Genomic DNA, 15302 nt, shown 5'->3' on the forward strand with positions numbered 1-15302 from the left:
TTGGACTCGCGCGGGCACCGGCTTGCGCATCTGGCGGTCGCCACGTTAGCTTGGCTGCGGCAAATTGGGCTTAGGTCTAGTTGTTCGGCTGGCGGATTGCTGCCACTACTCGCCTGAAAAACAAGAAGAACCCGGTTAGAGGTTGTTGGGAGGTACGTTCATGCGCAAGCTGCTTGCCGCGGTCGCCGCCGCGGCTGTTCTCTTCGCTGCTCTCTCGGCTCCTCTCTTGGCTCCCGCCATCGCTCAAGCCCAGGGCCCGATCGTCATCAAGTTCAGCCACGTCGTCGCCAACGACACGCCGAAAGGGAAGGGCGCGCTGAAGTTCAAGGAGCTCGCCGAAAAATACACCGACGGCAAGGTCAAGGTCGAAGTCTATCCGAACTCCACGCTCTACAAGGACAAGGAGGAGATCGAGGCGCTCCAACTCGGCTCGGTGCACATGCTCGCGCCCTCGACCGCGAAATTCGCGCCGCTCGGCATCAAGGAATTCGAGGCGCTCGACCTGCCCTGGCTATTCAAGGACGACGTGACCTATTCCAACGCGATGAAGGGCACGATCGGCAAGTGGCTGTTCCAGAAGCTCGAGGCCAAGGGCATTATCGGCCTCGCTTATTGGGACAACGGCTTCCACATGCTCTCCGCCAACCGCCCCTTGCTGAAGCCGACTGATTTCCAGGGGCTTAAATTCCGCATCTCCGGATCGAAGGTCGCAGACCAATATCTCCGTATCATGGGCTCGATCCCGCAGATCATGGCGTTCTCGGAAGTCTACCAGGCGCTGCAGACCGGGGTGGTCGACGGCTGCGAGAACACGGCGTCGAACTATCTGACGCAGAAGTTCTATGAGGTGCAGAAGGACATCACCGTGTCCTATCACGCGCATCTGCAATATGCCGTCATCGTCAACTCGAAATTCTGGTCCGGCCTGCCGCCCGATATCCGCGCGCAGCTCGACAAGGCGATGGCGGAGGCGACCGACTACACCAACTCGATCGCGCGCCAGGAGAACGAGGATGCGCTGGCCGAGATCAAGAAGACGGGCAAGACCAACCTGCATTATCTCACCGAAGCCGACCGCAAGGCCTGGCAGGAGGCGATGCAGCCGACTTATAAATGGGCCAAGGGGCGCGTCGGGCAGGAGGTGCTCGATCTCCTCGCCAAGGAACTCGACGTCAAGATGAACTGACGGGCTGCGGCCCAACAAGAACACTACCAACGGTCGGGGGTGATCGCGCTCCCGGCCGTTGCGCTTGAACGATCCAATCCAGGGGGACCAAGTTGCTGCGTGTGCTGAATCGTTTTCTCGACCATCTCGAGGAATGGCTGATCGCGACGATGATCGCGGCTGCGACGTCGCTCATCTTCGTCGCCGTGCTGCACCGTTACGGCGCCGGGCTGTCGATCGACATCGCCAAATGGGCGGAAGCCCGCCACCTGGCCTTCCTCGCCGTGCCCGCGCGCGCCGCGTTCACCTGGCTTGCCTCGCTCGACCTGTCCTGGGCGCAGGAGCTCTGCATCTACATGTTCATCTGGATGGCGAAGTTCGGCGCCGCCTACGGCGTCCGGACCGGCATCCATGTCGGGGTCGACGTGCTGGTCAACATCCTGCCCGGCGGCTCGCGCCGGCGCGTCATCACCTTCGGCCTCCTGTGCGGAGCGTTGTTCACCGCCATCGTCGCCTATTTCGGCGCCGCGTTCGTCAGCCAGATGTGGCAGACCGGCCAGCAGTCCAACGATTTGGAAGCGCCGATGTGGATGGTGTATCTCACCATCCCGCTCGGCTCCGGCCTGATGTGCTTCCGCTTCCTGCAGGTCGCCTGGTCGTTCCACCGCACCGGCGAGTTGCCGCATCACGACATGGCGGGCGTCGAGGGTGTCGAGGCGGATCCGGTGCATCCGGCGCCGGTCACGCCCACCCAGGTCGTGCGGGACGAGCGCAGCCCGCTCGGCTGGATCCTGATGCTGCTGCCGGTGCTGATCGTCGCCCTGTGCTTCGCGCATGCGGCCCACGTCATCACCCTGCCGCAGGGCCTGCGCGTCCTCATCGTGTTCGCGCTGCTGCTCTCGTTGATGCTCACGGGCATGCCGATCTCGATCGCGCTCGGTCTGACCGTGCTCAGCTTCATGTTCACGCTGACCGACGTGCGAACCGAATCGGTGGCGCTGAAGCTGTTCACGGGCATCGAGAATTTCGAGATCATGGCGATCCCGTTCTTCATCCTCGCCGGCAACTTCCTGACCCATGGCGGCGTGGCGCGGCGGATGATCACCTTCGCAACGTCGCTGGTCGGCCATTGGTACGGCGGCCTCGCGCTGTCGGGTGTGGTCGCCTGCGCGCTGTTCGCCGCGATCTCCGGCTCCTCGCCGGCGACGGTCGTCGCCATCGGCTCGGTGATCCTGCCCGCCATGGTCGTGCAAGGCTTTCCGAAGCGGTTCGGCGCGGGCGTGATCACGACGTCGGGCTCGCTCGGCATTCTGATTCCGCCGTCGATCCCGATGGTGCTCTACGCCGTCTCCACCAACAGCTCGGTCGGCAAGCTGTTCATCGCCGGCATCGTGCCGGGGCTTGCGCTCGCCACGCTGCTCGGGATGACGACGTTCTATCGCGCCTGGCGCAACGACTATCCGCGGATGCCGAAGGCCACCTTCGTCGAGCGACTCGATGCGTTCCGCAAGTCGATCTGGGGCATCCTCCTGATCGTGATCGTGATCGGCGGCATCTACAGCGGCCTGTTCACGCCGACTGAAGCTGCCGCCGTCAGCGCGGTCTACGCCTTCATCGTCGCGGTGTTCATCTACAAGGATCTGAAGCTGCGCGACGTGCCGCGCGTGCTGCTGTCGTCGGCGAACCTCTCGGCGATGCTGCTCTACATCATCACCAACGCCGTGCTGTTCTCGTTCCTGATGACCTACGAGAACGTCCCGCAGGCGCTGGCGCAATGGATGATCGACCAAGGCCTGGGGTGGATCGGCTTCCTGCTGCTCGTCAACCTGCTGCTGCTGCTCGCGGGCAACGTGATGGAGCCGTCCTCGATCATCCTGATCATGGCGCCGATCCTGTTTCCGGTCGCGGTCAAGCTCGGCATCGATCCGATTCACTTCGGCATCCTGATGACGGTCAACATGGAGGTCGGTCTCTGCCATCCGCCCGTCGGCCTCAATCTCTACGTCGCCTCGGGCATCGCCAAGATGGGGATCACCGAGCTCACGGTCGCAGTGTGGCCGTGGCTGCTGACGATGCTGGGCTTCCTCGTGGTGGTGACCTATTGGCCCGGCCTGTCGCTGTGGCTGCCGCGGCTATTGGGGATGTAGCGAGGCGAGCGATAGGGCGCTCGTGCCCCGTTCTTTCTGTCATCTCTCTCCGCACACTCGCTGTCATCGCCCGGCGGCGAAGACCGGGCGATCCAGTATCCCACAGACGGTCGTGATGGAGCCGAGATGCCGCGGCGTACTGTATGCCCCGGTCGAGCCGGGGCATGACAGTGTGCCTCGAGGTGAGAGCAGCCCCTACTCCGCGCTGCTCACCAGCTTGATCCGCGGCGCCTTGGCCTCGGTCAGGCTGCGATAGGCGGCGAGATAGTCGAGGGCCATGCGCCGCGCGGTGAAGCGCGTCTCGAACTGCTTGCGGATCGCGGTGCGGTCGAGCTGCGAAAGCCGGTTCACCACGCCTGCGGCGCTGATGACATCCTCGACGATGAAGCCGGTGAGGCCCTCGTCGATGATCTCCGGCACCGAGCCGCGGTTGAAGGCGACGACGGGTGTTCCGCACGCCATGGCTTCGATCATGACGAGGCCGAACGGCTCCGGCCAGTCGATTGGCAGCAAGAGGCCGAGCGCGCCGCTCAGGAAATCCGATTTCTCGTGATCGCTGATCTCGCCGATGAACTCCACCAGCGGATTGTTCTCGATCATCGGCCGGATCAGCTCGTCGTAATAATCCTGGTCGGCACGATCGACCTTGGCCGCGATCTTGAGCGGAATGCCGCAATGGGTCGCGATCTTGATGGCGCGGTCGACGCCCTTCTCGGGTGCGATGCGGCCGAGCACGGCGAGATATTCCTGTTTCGCCGGCTTCGGCGTCAGCAGCTTCTCCGGCAGGCCATGGTGGATCGTCGTCACCCAGTTCGCCTGCGGCACCGGCCGCCGCTGCGCGTTGGAGATCGATATGACCGGCATCTTGGAGAAGGTGTTGAAGACCGGCTGATGCTCGGGAAGATCGAGCCGGCCGTGCAGCGTGGTCACGAACGGGGTCGGCTGGCGGTGGAACAACGACCAGGGATAATAGTCGAGGTGAAAGTGGAGGAAGTCGAATTCCTCGTCGTCACATTTCTGCCGCACCCGCTCCAGCAGCACCATGTGCAGCGCATTGGGATCGCGCACGGAACCGTCGAGCCGTAGCGCCCGCGGCCATAATGCATCGAGCTTGGCAGATGTCTGCGAGTCGCCACTGGCGAAAAGCGTCACGTCATGTCCCAGGGCCACCAGCTCTTCCGTCAACCAATGCACCACCCGCTCGGTGCCGCCATACAGCTTGGGTGGAACAGCCTCCGTCAACGGAGCTACCTGCGCGATGCGCATCTCACCATCTCCTCTGCGATCATGAATGTTGAAACCCCCACCTTTTACGGCACCGGCAATGCCAGACGAGGGAACGTTCCCGCACCTGCGAAGTTCCTTCTCCCAAACGTTACATATTCGACACGTCGGGGGACCGTCGCGATGCTGCCACCACATCTTCGCAGATCGTCCGCATCCGCATGTCGTGATGGCGTTGCCCGGGAACCGGGGCGAAGCGGTCGATGTTCACTCGACCAGTAACGAAACGAAAATCAGCATAACGGGGCGATAGCCATATGGATCAGCTTTCTGGATACGCGCGCAGGCCATTTGCCTTTGTCTTGCGCTATCTCCGGCGTCGTCTCGCGTCGCATTTGGTGATCCTGGCCGCGGTCGTGGGGGCCGTTGCCTGCTCCGTAGGCACTCAATATGGCGTCAAGGCTTTGGTCGATGCCTTGTCCGCCGGGCCCTCGCATGGCGGCGGCGTATGGCTGGCATTCATTCTGCTCATGTCACTGATCGCCGCCGACAACTTCCTGTGGCGGATCGCGAGCTGGACGGCGAGCTTCACCTTTGTCCGGGTCACGGGTGATTTACGGCGCGACATCTTTCGTCATCTGACCGGGCACGCGCCGAGCTATTTCTCGGATCGCATGCCCGGCATGCTGACGAGCCGCATCACGGCGACGTCGAACGCGGTGTTCACCGTCGAGAACATGTTCGTCTGGAATGTGTTGCCGCCGTGCATTGCCACAATTGCGGCAATCTTGCTGATTGGAACCGTCAGTCCCTATATGGCGCTCGGCTTGATCCTGATCGCCGGCGGCATGGTCGCCGCGATGTTTCGTCTCGCCGCCGCCGGCAAGCCGCTGCATGACGATTTCGCCGACAAGGCCGCGGTGGTCGACGGCGAGATGATCGACGTTATCAGCAACATGCCGCTGGTGCGCGCCTTCTGCGGCATCAGCCACGAGCATGAGCGGTTCGACGCGACGGTGAACCAGGAGCTGACCGCGCGAAGCCGCAGCCTGCGCTATCTGGAGAAGCTGCGGCTGCTGCATGCCGCCATCACCGTGCTATTGACCATTGCGCTGATGGCCTGGGCCATCTCGCTCTGGCAGAAGGGCGAAGCGACGACCGGCGACGTCGTGCTGGTCTGTACCCTTGGCATCTCCATCCTGAGCGCCACGCGCGATCTCGCGGTGGCGCTGGTCGACGTCACCCAGCACGTCGCGCGTCTGACCGAGGCGATCGCCACGCTGCTGGTGCCGCACGGGCTCCGCGACCATCCCGAGGCCGAGCCCCTGGTGAAGAGCGGCGCGGCCATCGCGTACAACAACGTCACCTTCGGCTATCCCGGCGGCGACAAGATCTTCGAGCGCTTCAGCCTGCGCCTGCAGCCCGGCCAGCGCGTCGGACTGGTCGGCCAGTCCGGTGGCGGCAAGTCGACGCTGTTCACACTGCTGCAGCGCTTCTACGACGTCGATGAGGGCAACATCACCATCGACGGCCAGGACATCGCGAAGGTGACGCAGCTGAGCCTGCGCGAGGCGATTTCCGTCGTGCCGCAGGACATTTCCCTGTTTCATCGGTCGATCCGCGAGAACATCCGCTACGGCCGGCCGAACGCGACCGACGACGAGGTGCTGCGCGCGGCGATCGCGGCGCGCTGCGACTTCGTCGAGAGCCTGCCCGAGGGTCTCGACACCATGGTGGGCGACCGCGGCGTCAAGATGTCGGGCGGCCAGCGCCAGCGCATCGCCATCGCGCGCGCCTTCCTGAAGGATGCGCCGATCCTGCTGCTGGACGAGGCGACCGCCGCGCTCGACAGCGAATCCGAGGAGGCGATCCGCGAGGCGCTGTCGCGCCTGATGCGCGGCCGCACCGTGATCGCGATCGCCCATCGACTCGCGACGCTGCGCAATTTCGACCGTGTGGTGGTGCTGAGGAATGGTAAGATCATCGAGGACGGCTCGCCCGAGCGTCTGATGCAGGGTCACGGGCCGTATCGTGAGCTGGTCACGCAGGAAATGAGCCGGCTCGCGCAAGCTGCCGCGTAACCAACAGTCGCGTTCTCGTGTCGGTCGCGTTTCGAAACAAGCGCAGGGGAGCAGCTCATGTCGGCCGAAGCCGTAACCAAGTTCGTCTCCGTGACGCGGACCCCGGAACAGGTCGCGGAACAGCCCTTCTACATTCCGATGACCGGGCCCTCGGCCCGGCCGCGGCGTTCGCTCAAGCACGACGACACGTTCATCGTGCTCGACAGCCACGGCGACATCGGCGCGTCCGCCGGCGGGCCAGACGGGCTGTTCCATCACGACACGCGCTACCTCGCGCGGCTCGAGCTGGTGCTCGACGATCTCCAGCCATTGCTGCTCGGCTCCAATCTGCGCGACGACAATTCGGCGTTGACCGTCGACCTCACCAATCCGGACATCTATCGGCAGGGCAACCTCGTTCTGCAAAAGGACCTCTTGCACGTCGTACGCACGATCTTCCTGTGGCGCGGCACCGCCTACCAACGCATCGGGGTGCAGAACCACGGCGACCGGCGCACCAGCTTCAACCTGACGCTGCTGTTCGGCAACGACTTCGCCGATCTGTTCGAAGTCCGCGGCGAGCGGCGACCGCGCCGCGGGATCGGAACGAGCCGGCTGCTCGGGCCGACCGACGTGCTGTTCGAATATCGCGGTCTCGACGACACCGAGCGGACCACCGGGCTGCATTTCGATCCGCGTCCGACGCGGCTCTCGGTCGATGCCGCAACCTGGGAGCTCGACCTGGAGCCGCACCAAGCCAAATCGCTGTTCGTCGCCGTATCCTGCAACCGGCCGGTGACGGAAAAGCCGGTGCGGTTCTTCCCGGGTCTGCTGGCGCACCGCCGCGAGATGCGGCTTCAGACGGCCGGGGCCGCCAGCATCGAGACCTCCAACAACATCTTCAACGAGGTGCTGTGCCAGGCCATGGCCGACCTCAACATGCTGATGACCGAGACGCCGCAGGGCCGTTATCCCTATGCCGGCATTCCCTGGTACTCGACGACGTTCGGGCGCGACGGCCTCATCACCGCGCTGCAGATGCTCTGGGTCGATCCGCGCATTGCCAAGGGCGTCCTGCGCCGACTCGCGCATTTCCAGGCCACGGCCGTCGATCCGCTCGCCGACGCCGCGCCCGGGAAGATCCTGCACGAGATGCGCGGCGGCGAGATGGCCGCGCTCGGAGAGGTGCCGTTCGCGCATTATTACGGCAGCGTCGATTCGACCGCGCTGTTCGTGCTGCTCGCAGGCAGCTATTTCGAGCGCACCGGCGACGAGGCCACGTTGATCGAACTGTGGCCCGCGATCGAGGCGGGGCTGGCCTGGATCGACGGTCCGGGCGATCCCGACCAGGACGGCTTCGTCGAATACCAGCGCGCGACCGAGAAGGGGCTGGCGAACCAGGGCTGGAAGGATTCCTACGATGCGATCTTCCATGCCGACGGCCAGCTTGCCGAGGGCAATATCGCGCTTGCGGAGGTGCAGGGCTACGTCTTTGCCGCCAAGCAGCTCGCCGCGCGTTGCGCGCTGCGGCTCGGCAAGCCGGACCGCATGCGCAAGCTCGAGGCCGAAGCCAGGGCGCTCGCCGAGCGCTTCGAGCAGGCGTTCTGGTGCGAGGAGCTCGGCACTTATGCGCTCGCGCTCGACGGCAAGAAGCGGCCCTGCACGGTCAGGACCTCGAATGCCGGGCAGGTCCTGTTCAGCGGCATGGTTCGCGAGGACCGCGCGCGTCTCGTCGCCGCCGATCTGATGCGGCCGCATTTCTTCTCGGGCTGGGGCATCCGCACCGTCGCGCAAGGCGAGGTGCGCTACAATCCGATGTCCTATCATGACGGATCGATCTGGCCGCACGACAATGCGTTGATCGCGCTGGGGCTGGCGCGCTACGGTCTCAAGCATACGGTGGCGCATGTCTTCAAGGGTCTGTTCGACGCCGCGACCTACATGGACCTGCGGCGGTTGCCCGAATTGTTCTGCGGCTTCCGGCGCGAGAAACGGCGCGGGCCGACGCTCTATCCGGTCGCCTGCGCGCCGCAGGCCTGGGCCAGCGCGACGCCGTTCACGCTGCTGGAGGCGGCGCTGGGCCTCGAGTTCGACGTCGCGCGCGGCGAGATTCGTCTGCGCAATCCGCATCTGCCGGCGTTCCTCAACGAGGTGATCCTGCACGATCTGCGCCTCGGCGACTCCAGCGTGGACTTACGCGTCAGTCGTCACGGCGACGATGTGGCGCTGGAAGTGTTGCGCACGCGCGGTCAGATTCAGGTCTCGATCGTGCTGGCGCGCTAGCTGCGCAAGGAGGAGGTCATGCGCGCGACCGGATGGTTGGTTCTAAGCGTGGCGATCGTCGCGGGCTTGACGGTCGCCGTATCGCGCGCGGCGGAAGAGCCGGCCGCAGCGCCATCTTCACCTCCGACCGAAGCAAACGCACCGGCAACGGTACAACCGCCGGCTTCCGTCGTGCCCGTCACGCCCAAGGACGCCGCGCCGCCGCCATCGGTGACCATCATCGGCGCGAGCGAGGCCCACGGTGTGCTCGGCCGCGACGTTCGCAGCGCCGCCGGCGAGGACATGGGCCGCATCGTCGACGTCATCGTCGACCGCACCGGTCACGTCCGCGCTGCGGCGATCGATTTCGGCGGCTTCCTCGGCGTCGGCAGCCGCAAGATCGTCGTGGACTGGAACGCGCTGCGCTTCGGCAAGATCGCCAACAAGAAGGACAGCATCACCCTGGAATTGACCAAGGCGCAGGTCGCGGCCGCACCGGAATACAAGGAGGACACGCCGATCGTCGTGCTCGGCGCGTCCGGCAGCCTTCAGCCGCTGCAAGCGATTCAGTGAGGTGCAGGGAGGGCTGACCGCCCGTGCTGTTGTCGAGGAAGCCGAACCATGCAGATCGCGGCGGCGGCGTCGAGCAGGACAACGTCGCGGTGCAGGCGGCTGCGGGCATTCCGGCGCCGTCGCGCCAGAGCCTGCGCGGCCTCGACTGGTTCATCTTCTTCCTCGCCGACGTGCAGACCGGATTCGGCCCCTTCATCGCGGTCTACCTGACGACGCAGAAATGGACCCAGGTCGAGATCGGGCTCGTGCTCTCCATCGGCGGCATCGTCGCCCTGATCGGGCAGATGCCGGGCGGCGCGATCATCGATGCCGCGAAATCGGAACGCCTCGTCGCCGCCCTCGCGATCGCGGCCATCGGCGCCTGCGCGCTGGCCTATGCGGCGATGCCGATCTTCCCCGTCGTGGTCACCGCGGCCACGCTGCATGCGATGGCGAGCTGCGTGCTCGGGCCCGCGATCGCGGCGATCAGTCTCGGCCTCGTCGGCCCGCTCGCGATCGGCGAGCGGCTCGGCCGCAACGCGCGCTTCGCCTCACTCGGCAACGGCGTCGCCGCGGCGGTGATGGGCACCGCGGGCTATCTGCTGTCGAGCCGCTCGGTGTTCCTGGTCACCTTCCTGCTCGCGATCCCGACCCTGATCGCGCTGTCGCGCATCCGCGAGAACGAAGTCGACATCAGGCGCTGTCACGGCGAGATGCCGCCTGAAGCCGCCGATCGCGGCGACCCCAATATCTGGCACCTGGTCCGGCAGCGCCCGCTGATCGTATTCGCGCTCAGCGTGCTGCTGCTGCAGCTGGCGAATGCCGCGATGATGCCGCTGATGGCGAGCGCGGTGACGGCGCGGTCGAGCCAATGGGCGACTGTTCTCGTCGCCTTTTGCATCGTCGTTCCGCAAGCGATCGTGGCGCTGGTGTCGCCGACGGTCGGGCGCAAGGCGCAAGCGTGGGGCCGCCGGCCCCTGCTGCTGATCGGATTCGGCGCACTGGCGATCCGCGGCCTGTTGTTTGCGACCGTGCGCGATCCGTATCTGTTGGTGCTGGTGCAGGTGTTCGACGGCATTACCGCCGCGGTATTCGCGGTGATGATCCCGCTGATCGTCGCCGACGTCGCGTTCGGCAGCGGACATTTCAATCTGGCGCAGGGGATCGTCGGCACCGCGATGGGCATCGGCGCGTCGCTGAGCACGGTGCTTGGCGGCTACGTCAGCGACAAGTTCGGCAATGCCACCGCGTTCATCGGGCTGTCCGGCGTCGCTGCAGCGGGACTGCTGCTGATCCTCTTTGCGATGCCGGAGACGCGGCGCACGGGTCTGGTCGCCGCGAAAGAAATGGCCGGCTGAACGAGTTCAGCCGGCCAAAGTGGTTGGGGAGGTAGATCAAGGATCACGCGTCGAGATTGTGCAGGCGCTGGCGGTTGCGCAGCACGATCTGGCGGGCGCCGGAGAAACCGAGGATGCCCTGAGCGTGAAGCTGCGACAGCGCGCGCGACACGGTCTCCAGGGTGAGGCCGAGATAGTCGCCGATGTCGCGGCGGCACATCGGCAGCGCCATCATGCCGGCAACGGCGAGGCGGCGATCCATTTCGAGCAGGAAGGTCGCAACGCGCTCCATGGCGGTCTTGCGGCCCAGCAGCAGCATGTGGTCCTCGGCATGGCGAAGCTCGCCGGCGGTCATGGCCCAGAGCTTGCGGGCGACCTGGACGTCGGTGCCGGCGGCCTTTTCGAGGCTCGCGCGCTTCACGAGGCGCACGGTGGTGTCGATGATGGCTTCTGCGGCGAGGCGGTGGGTGGGACCGGATTCGAGGCCGAACACGTCGCCGGGAAGATGGAAGGCGCCGATCTGGCGGCGGCCGTCGGAGAGAAGCTTGTAGCTGCGCACCGCGCCGGTGACGACCTGGTAGACATATTCGGCCGCCTCGTCCTCGCCATAGATCTCCTCGTCCTTGCCGTAGGAGAACTCGGTGGCGACCAGGCCGACATGGCCGGCGATGGCGCCGAACTGGTCGGTAACGGGGTGGGCAGGAGCAATCTTGCCACCCACTTGGGTGTTGATCGCCTGGGTGTTGAGCGTCTGGGTCAGCATCTGCGCCATCTCCGTTGTGATGACGCTTTCCTACGCGGTATCGGGTGCTTCGAAAATTTCGCGAGATATCTTAAGGGGGGTGCCTTACGTAGAATCCCGTAGGTCAGGCGTGGGGGCGGTCCTTGATCGCGTGGCGGATGCATTTGACGAGGTTTTCATCGAGAAGCGGCTTCAAAACCACGTCCTTGATGCCCGCCGTCGCAGCCCGGGCCGAGATGTTCTCGTCGGGATAGCCGGTGATCAGGATCACCGGCGCATCGCGGTCGGATTTGCGCAGCCGGCCGGTCAGGTCGATGCCGTTGATGTCGGGCATCTTGTAGTCGATGACGTAGCAGTCCGGCCCTGGCGCGGCGCCGAGATTGAGCAGCGCCGTGCCGCTCCTGAAGGTTCGCACGGCGAAGCCGTCGGTCTCCAGCAGAAACCGCAGGGATCCCAGGACTGCGGCATCATCGTCGACCACAAAGACGGTGGGCTGTGGGGAGGACGACGGCCGCGCACGATATGGGCTGACCTCAACCATGCTCTCTGGCTAGCACGGCGCCGTGAAGCCGCCTTGACCTGCCTCAATCCTTGAGCATGCCGGCGCGCATCGCCAGGCGAACCAGTTCCGAAAGGCTGCTCGCCTGCATCTTGGTCATGACGTTGGCCCGGTAGACCTCGATCGTCCGCGGGCTGATGTCGTATTCGCGGGCGATCAGCTTGTTGGAGAGGCCCGCGACCAGCCCCTCCATGACCTGGCGCTCGCGCGGGCTCAAGGACGCGACGCGGGCAGCGATGTCCTGCGCGACGGCCTCGTTCTTGGCGGCGGGCTCGGCCTGGCGGATCGCCGATTCGATCATGGCGGTGAGACGGTCGTCATCGAACGGCTTTTCCAGGAAGTCGACGGCCCCGAGCTTCATCGCCTCGACCGCCAGCGGCACGTCGCCATGACCGGTCATGATCACGATCGGGAACGGGCTTTGCTGCGCCTTCATCCGCTTCAAGAGCTCGATGCCGTCGAGGCCGGGCATGCGCACGTCGGAGACGATGCAGCCGAAATCGAGGCCGGGCAGGGCTTCGAGAAAGGCGAGCGCGTCGTCGAACAGGGTGACGGCGAAGCCGGCGGAATCCAGCAGGAAGTTCAGCGAGTCCCGCATCGCCGCGTCGTCGTCGATGACATAGACATGTCCCTTGGTCGTCATGAATCAGCTCTCGTCGGTTGCCGGCAGGGTGAAGCGGAATGTCGCTCCGCCCGCTGCGTTGCTCTCGGCCCACATGCGGCCGCCATGGGCCTCGATGATCGAGCGGCTGATCGAGAGTCCCACGCCCATGCCGGTGTCTTTGGTGGTGAAGAAGGTCTGGAACAGGTTTGGAATGATGTCTTCCCGGAAGCCGATGCCGGTGTCGGAGACTTCCACCTCGATCATGCCGTCGGCGACGCGGGTGTTGGCGACGACGAGCTCGCGCCGCTGCGACTGCGCCATGGCCTCGAGCGCGTTGCGGAACAGGTTGACCAGCACCTGCTGAATCTGCACCCGGTCGGCGAGAACGAGGTCGGCGTCGGGATCGAGGCTGAAGCGGAGCTGCACGTTCTGCTCGCGCGCGCCGGCGAGCCCGAGCGCGCCGGCTTCCTCGATCAGCTTGGACAGGCTTTCGACCCGCTTCTCCGATTCTCCGCGGGAGACGAAGTCGCGCAGGCGGCGGATGATCTGGCCGGCGCGCAAGGCCTGCTCCGCGGCGCGGTCCAGCGCGCTTTCGACCTTCGGCATGTTGGGATCGGTGCTGCCGGCGAGGAGGCGCCGCGATCCCTTCATGTAATTGCTGATCGCCGCCAGCGGCTGGTTGAGCTCGTGGGCGAGCGCGGAAGCCATCTCGCCCATCGCGGTCAACCGCGACACGTGCACGAGCTCGGATTGCAGCTCCTGGAGCCGCGCCTGGGTCTGCTGGTGTTCGGTGAGGTCGCGCACGAAGCCGGTGAAATAGGGCTCGCCCGCGCGTTGCGTCTTCCCGACGGACAGGTGCATCGGGAACGTCGTGCCGTCGCGGCGTTTGCCCGTCACGATCCGGCCGATGCCGATGATGTGCGGATCATTGGTCCTGAGATAGCGCGCGAGATAGCTGTCGTGACGCGACTGATCGGGCTCCGGCATGAGAATGCTTACGTTCCGCCCGATGGCTTCCTGCCTGCTGTAGCCGAACAGCCGCTCCGCGGCGCTGCTGAAGAGCTGCATGATGCCGCGTGAATCGATGACGATCATGGCGTCGGGCACCGTTTCGAGAATCGAGCGAAGATGATTCTCCTGGGAGCGCAGCGCCTCCTCGAGCTGCTTCTCCTCGTTGATGTCGAGGAATATCCCGCTGAGGTGACGCGGCGTGCCCGCATCGTCCCGGATCACGCCGGCCCTGGCCCGGATCCATTGGCCGTTACCGGACGCGCCGCCGATCTTGAAGGACAGGTCGAGACCCCCGCCGCCTTCCGAGGCGCGCCCGATCGCTTTCAGGAGATGGTCCCGATCGGCGGGCTGCAAGAGCGAAAGAAAGAGATCGTAGCTGACGGCCTGGTCCGGCTGCAGGCCAAACAGCCGCCTGGCCATGTCCGACCATTCGAGTTCGCGGGTCTGCAGGTCGAGGTCCCAGGTGCCGACGCCGAATCCCTCGATGCGGACCCGGAAATGCTCGCCCCGACCATCGTCTGCCGGATGGGTCACGCGGGTCGGCGCCAAGCTCTGCTCCTATTCTCGGCGGGCCGGCAGGATGCCTTTACCGCTTCTGGAATGTCGCCCAAGCCATGCCCGTAGGCAAGCGCGGACGTTGAATTCACTGGCGGATTCCCATCACACGGAGAGCGAGCCACCAGCAGCGTCGGATTTGATCTATCTCAGCCTGTTGCGCGGCAGCAGGTCTAGGATTCGAAAAAATTCTGTAATGCTGGAGATATCCGATGACATACGCGACCGTCATGGTCAGCCTGGCGCTCGATCAGCCCAACGAAGCGCGTCTTCAGGTCGCAGGCGAACTCGCCGAACGATTCGAGGCGGCCATCATCGGGGTCGCAGCAGCGCAGTTCGCCCCGCCGCTCTATTTCACCGACGGCGCCGAGGCGCAAGCGCTGATCGACGACGGCGAAGCTTCGATCAGGCGGCGGCTCGCCGGCCTCGAAGCGCAATTCCGCGCGGCCGTGAAAAATCGCGGCGGGCATGCGGAGTGGCGCAGCGCCATGGACTATCCGGCGCGCTTCGTCGCGGCGCAGGCGCGTTGCGCCGACATCGTCGTCAGCGGTGGGCAGAGCCCGGCCTTCTCCGACGCTTTCTCGCTGGCGAGCCCCAAGGACCTGGTGATGCAGGCCGGTCGCCCGCTGCTCGTCGTTCCCGACAGGGCCAACTGGCTCGATCTGCGCAACGTGCTGGTGGCGTGGAAGGACACGCCGGAAGCGCGGCGGGCGGTGGCGGGCGCGCTGCCGATGCTGCACAAGGCGAAGGACGTCACCATCGTCGAAATCCCAGAGCGGGGCGACGACCGTTCGGCCGTGATGGCCGGGATCAGCGACGTTGCCGCCTGGCTCGGCCGTCACGGCGTCACCGCGACGGCGCGGGTCCTGGAGGCCGCAGGAAACGAAACCGCTGCTGCGCGGTTGGAGAAAGTCGCCGGTGACATCGGCGCGGGCCTGATCGTCGCGGGCGCCTATGGTCATTCGAGATTTCGCGAACTGATCCTCGGAGGCGTCACCCAATATCTGGTGACGCAAACCGCCCGCAGCGTGCTGCTGTCGCACTGACCATCCGGCCGGCCAATTGAGGAATCGAGGAGGACGCG

The 15302-nt window shown here is 65.3% G+C and carries 12 protein-coding genes and 1 pseudogene; 8 read left to right on the top strand and 5 right to left on the bottom strand.

Annotation, left to right across the window (positions count from 1 at the left end; all coding sequences use genetic code 11):
• The first annotated feature begins 160 nt into the window (after positions 1–160).
• The 3 genes and pseudogenes from DCG74_RS15895 (at position 161) to DCG74_RS15905 (ending at position 3312) form a co-directional block, all read left to right on the top strand.
• Positions 161–1186: a DctP family TRAP transporter solute-binding subunit gene (locus DCG74_RS15895; protein WP_172783904.1), complete on the top strand. Its 1026-nt coding sequence runs from the start codon at positions 161–163 to the stop codon at positions 1184–1186.
• Positions 1187–1335: 149 nt separating this feature from the next.
• Positions 1336–1812, top strand: a pseudogene (locus tag DCG74_RS15900) (TRAP transporter small permease); the annotation flags it as partial.
• A 219-nt stretch (positions 1813–2031) separates the two neighbouring features.
• Entirely contained in the window at positions 2032–3312 is a 1281-nt protein-coding gene (locus DCG74_RS15905; protein WP_246708759.1) for a TRAP transporter large permease, read from the top strand.
• 195 nt (positions 3313–3507) lie between these two features.
• On the opposite strand, the gene DCG74_RS15910 is transcribed toward DCG74_RS15905, so the two are convergent.
• Positions 3508–4578, bottom strand: a complete 1071-nt coding sequence (locus DCG74_RS15910) for a glycosyltransferase family 4 protein (protein WP_172783906.1) — start codon at positions 4576–4578, stop codon at positions 3508–3510.
• Positions 4579–4853: 275 nt separating this feature from the next.
• Here DCG74_RS15910 and DCG74_RS15915 point away from each other — a divergent pair, with 275 nt between their 5' ends.
• The 4 genes from DCG74_RS15915 to DCG74_RS15930 are packed head-to-tail and all read left to right on the top strand — an operon-like array spanning position 4854 to position 10768.
• Complete coding sequence (locus DCG74_RS15915) at positions 4854–6617, top strand: ABC transporter ATP-binding protein (protein ID WP_172783907.1); 1764 nt, start codon at positions 4854–4856, stop codon at positions 6615–6617.
• A 57-nt stretch (positions 6618–6674) separates the two neighbouring features.
• Positions 6675–8879, top strand: coding sequence for an amylo-alpha-1,6-glucosidase (locus DCG74_RS15920; protein WP_172783908.1), 2205 nt, complete (start codon positions 6675–6677; stop codon positions 8877–8879).
• 18 nt (positions 8880–8897) lie between these two features.
• On the top strand, positions 8898–9431 hold the full coding sequence (locus DCG74_RS15925) for a PRC-barrel domain-containing protein (protein ID WP_172783909.1): 534 nt from the start codon (positions 8898–8900) through the stop codon (positions 9429–9431).
• 23 nt (positions 9432–9454) lie between these two features.
• Positions 9455–10768 (top strand): MFS transporter, encoded by a 1314-nt coding sequence (locus DCG74_RS15930; RefSeq protein WP_172783910.1) that lies wholly within the window; start codon positions 9455–9457, stop codon positions 10766–10768.
• A 43-nt stretch (positions 10769–10811) separates the two neighbouring features.
• Here DCG74_RS15930 and DCG74_RS15935 read toward each other — a convergent pair whose 3' ends face one another.
• The 4 genes from DCG74_RS15935 to fixL form a co-directional block, all read right to left on the bottom strand.
• Entirely contained in the window at positions 10812–11510 is a 699-nt protein-coding gene (locus tag DCG74_RS15935; protein WP_172783911.1) for a helix-turn-helix domain-containing protein, read from the bottom strand.
• Between the two features lie 103 nt (positions 11511–11613).
• Positions 11614–12030 (bottom strand): response regulator transcription factor, encoded by a 417-nt coding sequence (locus tag DCG74_RS15940; protein ID WP_172783912.1) that lies wholly within the window; start codon positions 12028–12030, stop codon positions 11614–11616.
• A gap of 43 nt (positions 12031–12073) precedes the next feature.
• The gene (gene fixJ / locus DCG74_RS15945; protein WP_172783913.1) at positions 12074–12691 is read right to left on the bottom strand and encodes a response regulator FixJ; all 618 of its coding nucleotides are present in this window, start codon (positions 12689–12691) and stop codon (positions 12074–12076) included.
• A 3-nt stretch (positions 12692–12694) separates the two neighbouring features.
• A complete protein-coding gene (gene fixL / locus DCG74_RS15950) occupies positions 12695–14212 on the bottom strand; it encodes a sensor protein FixL (protein WP_172783914.1) in 1518 nt (505 codons plus the stop codon).
• 218 nt (positions 14213–14430) lie between these two features.
• Between fixL and DCG74_RS15955 the strand changes: the two genes are divergently transcribed.
• On the top strand, positions 14431–15264 hold the full coding sequence (locus DCG74_RS15955) for a universal stress protein (RefSeq protein ID WP_172783915.1): 834 nt from the start codon (positions 14431–14433) through the stop codon (positions 15262–15264).
• Positions 15265–15302 lie beyond the last annotated feature (38 nt).

The sequence above is a fragment of the Bradyrhizobium sp. WBAH42 genome, from assembly GCF_024585265.1.
GTDB lineage: Bacteria > Pseudomonadota > Alphaproteobacteria > Rhizobiales > Xanthobacteraceae > Bradyrhizobium.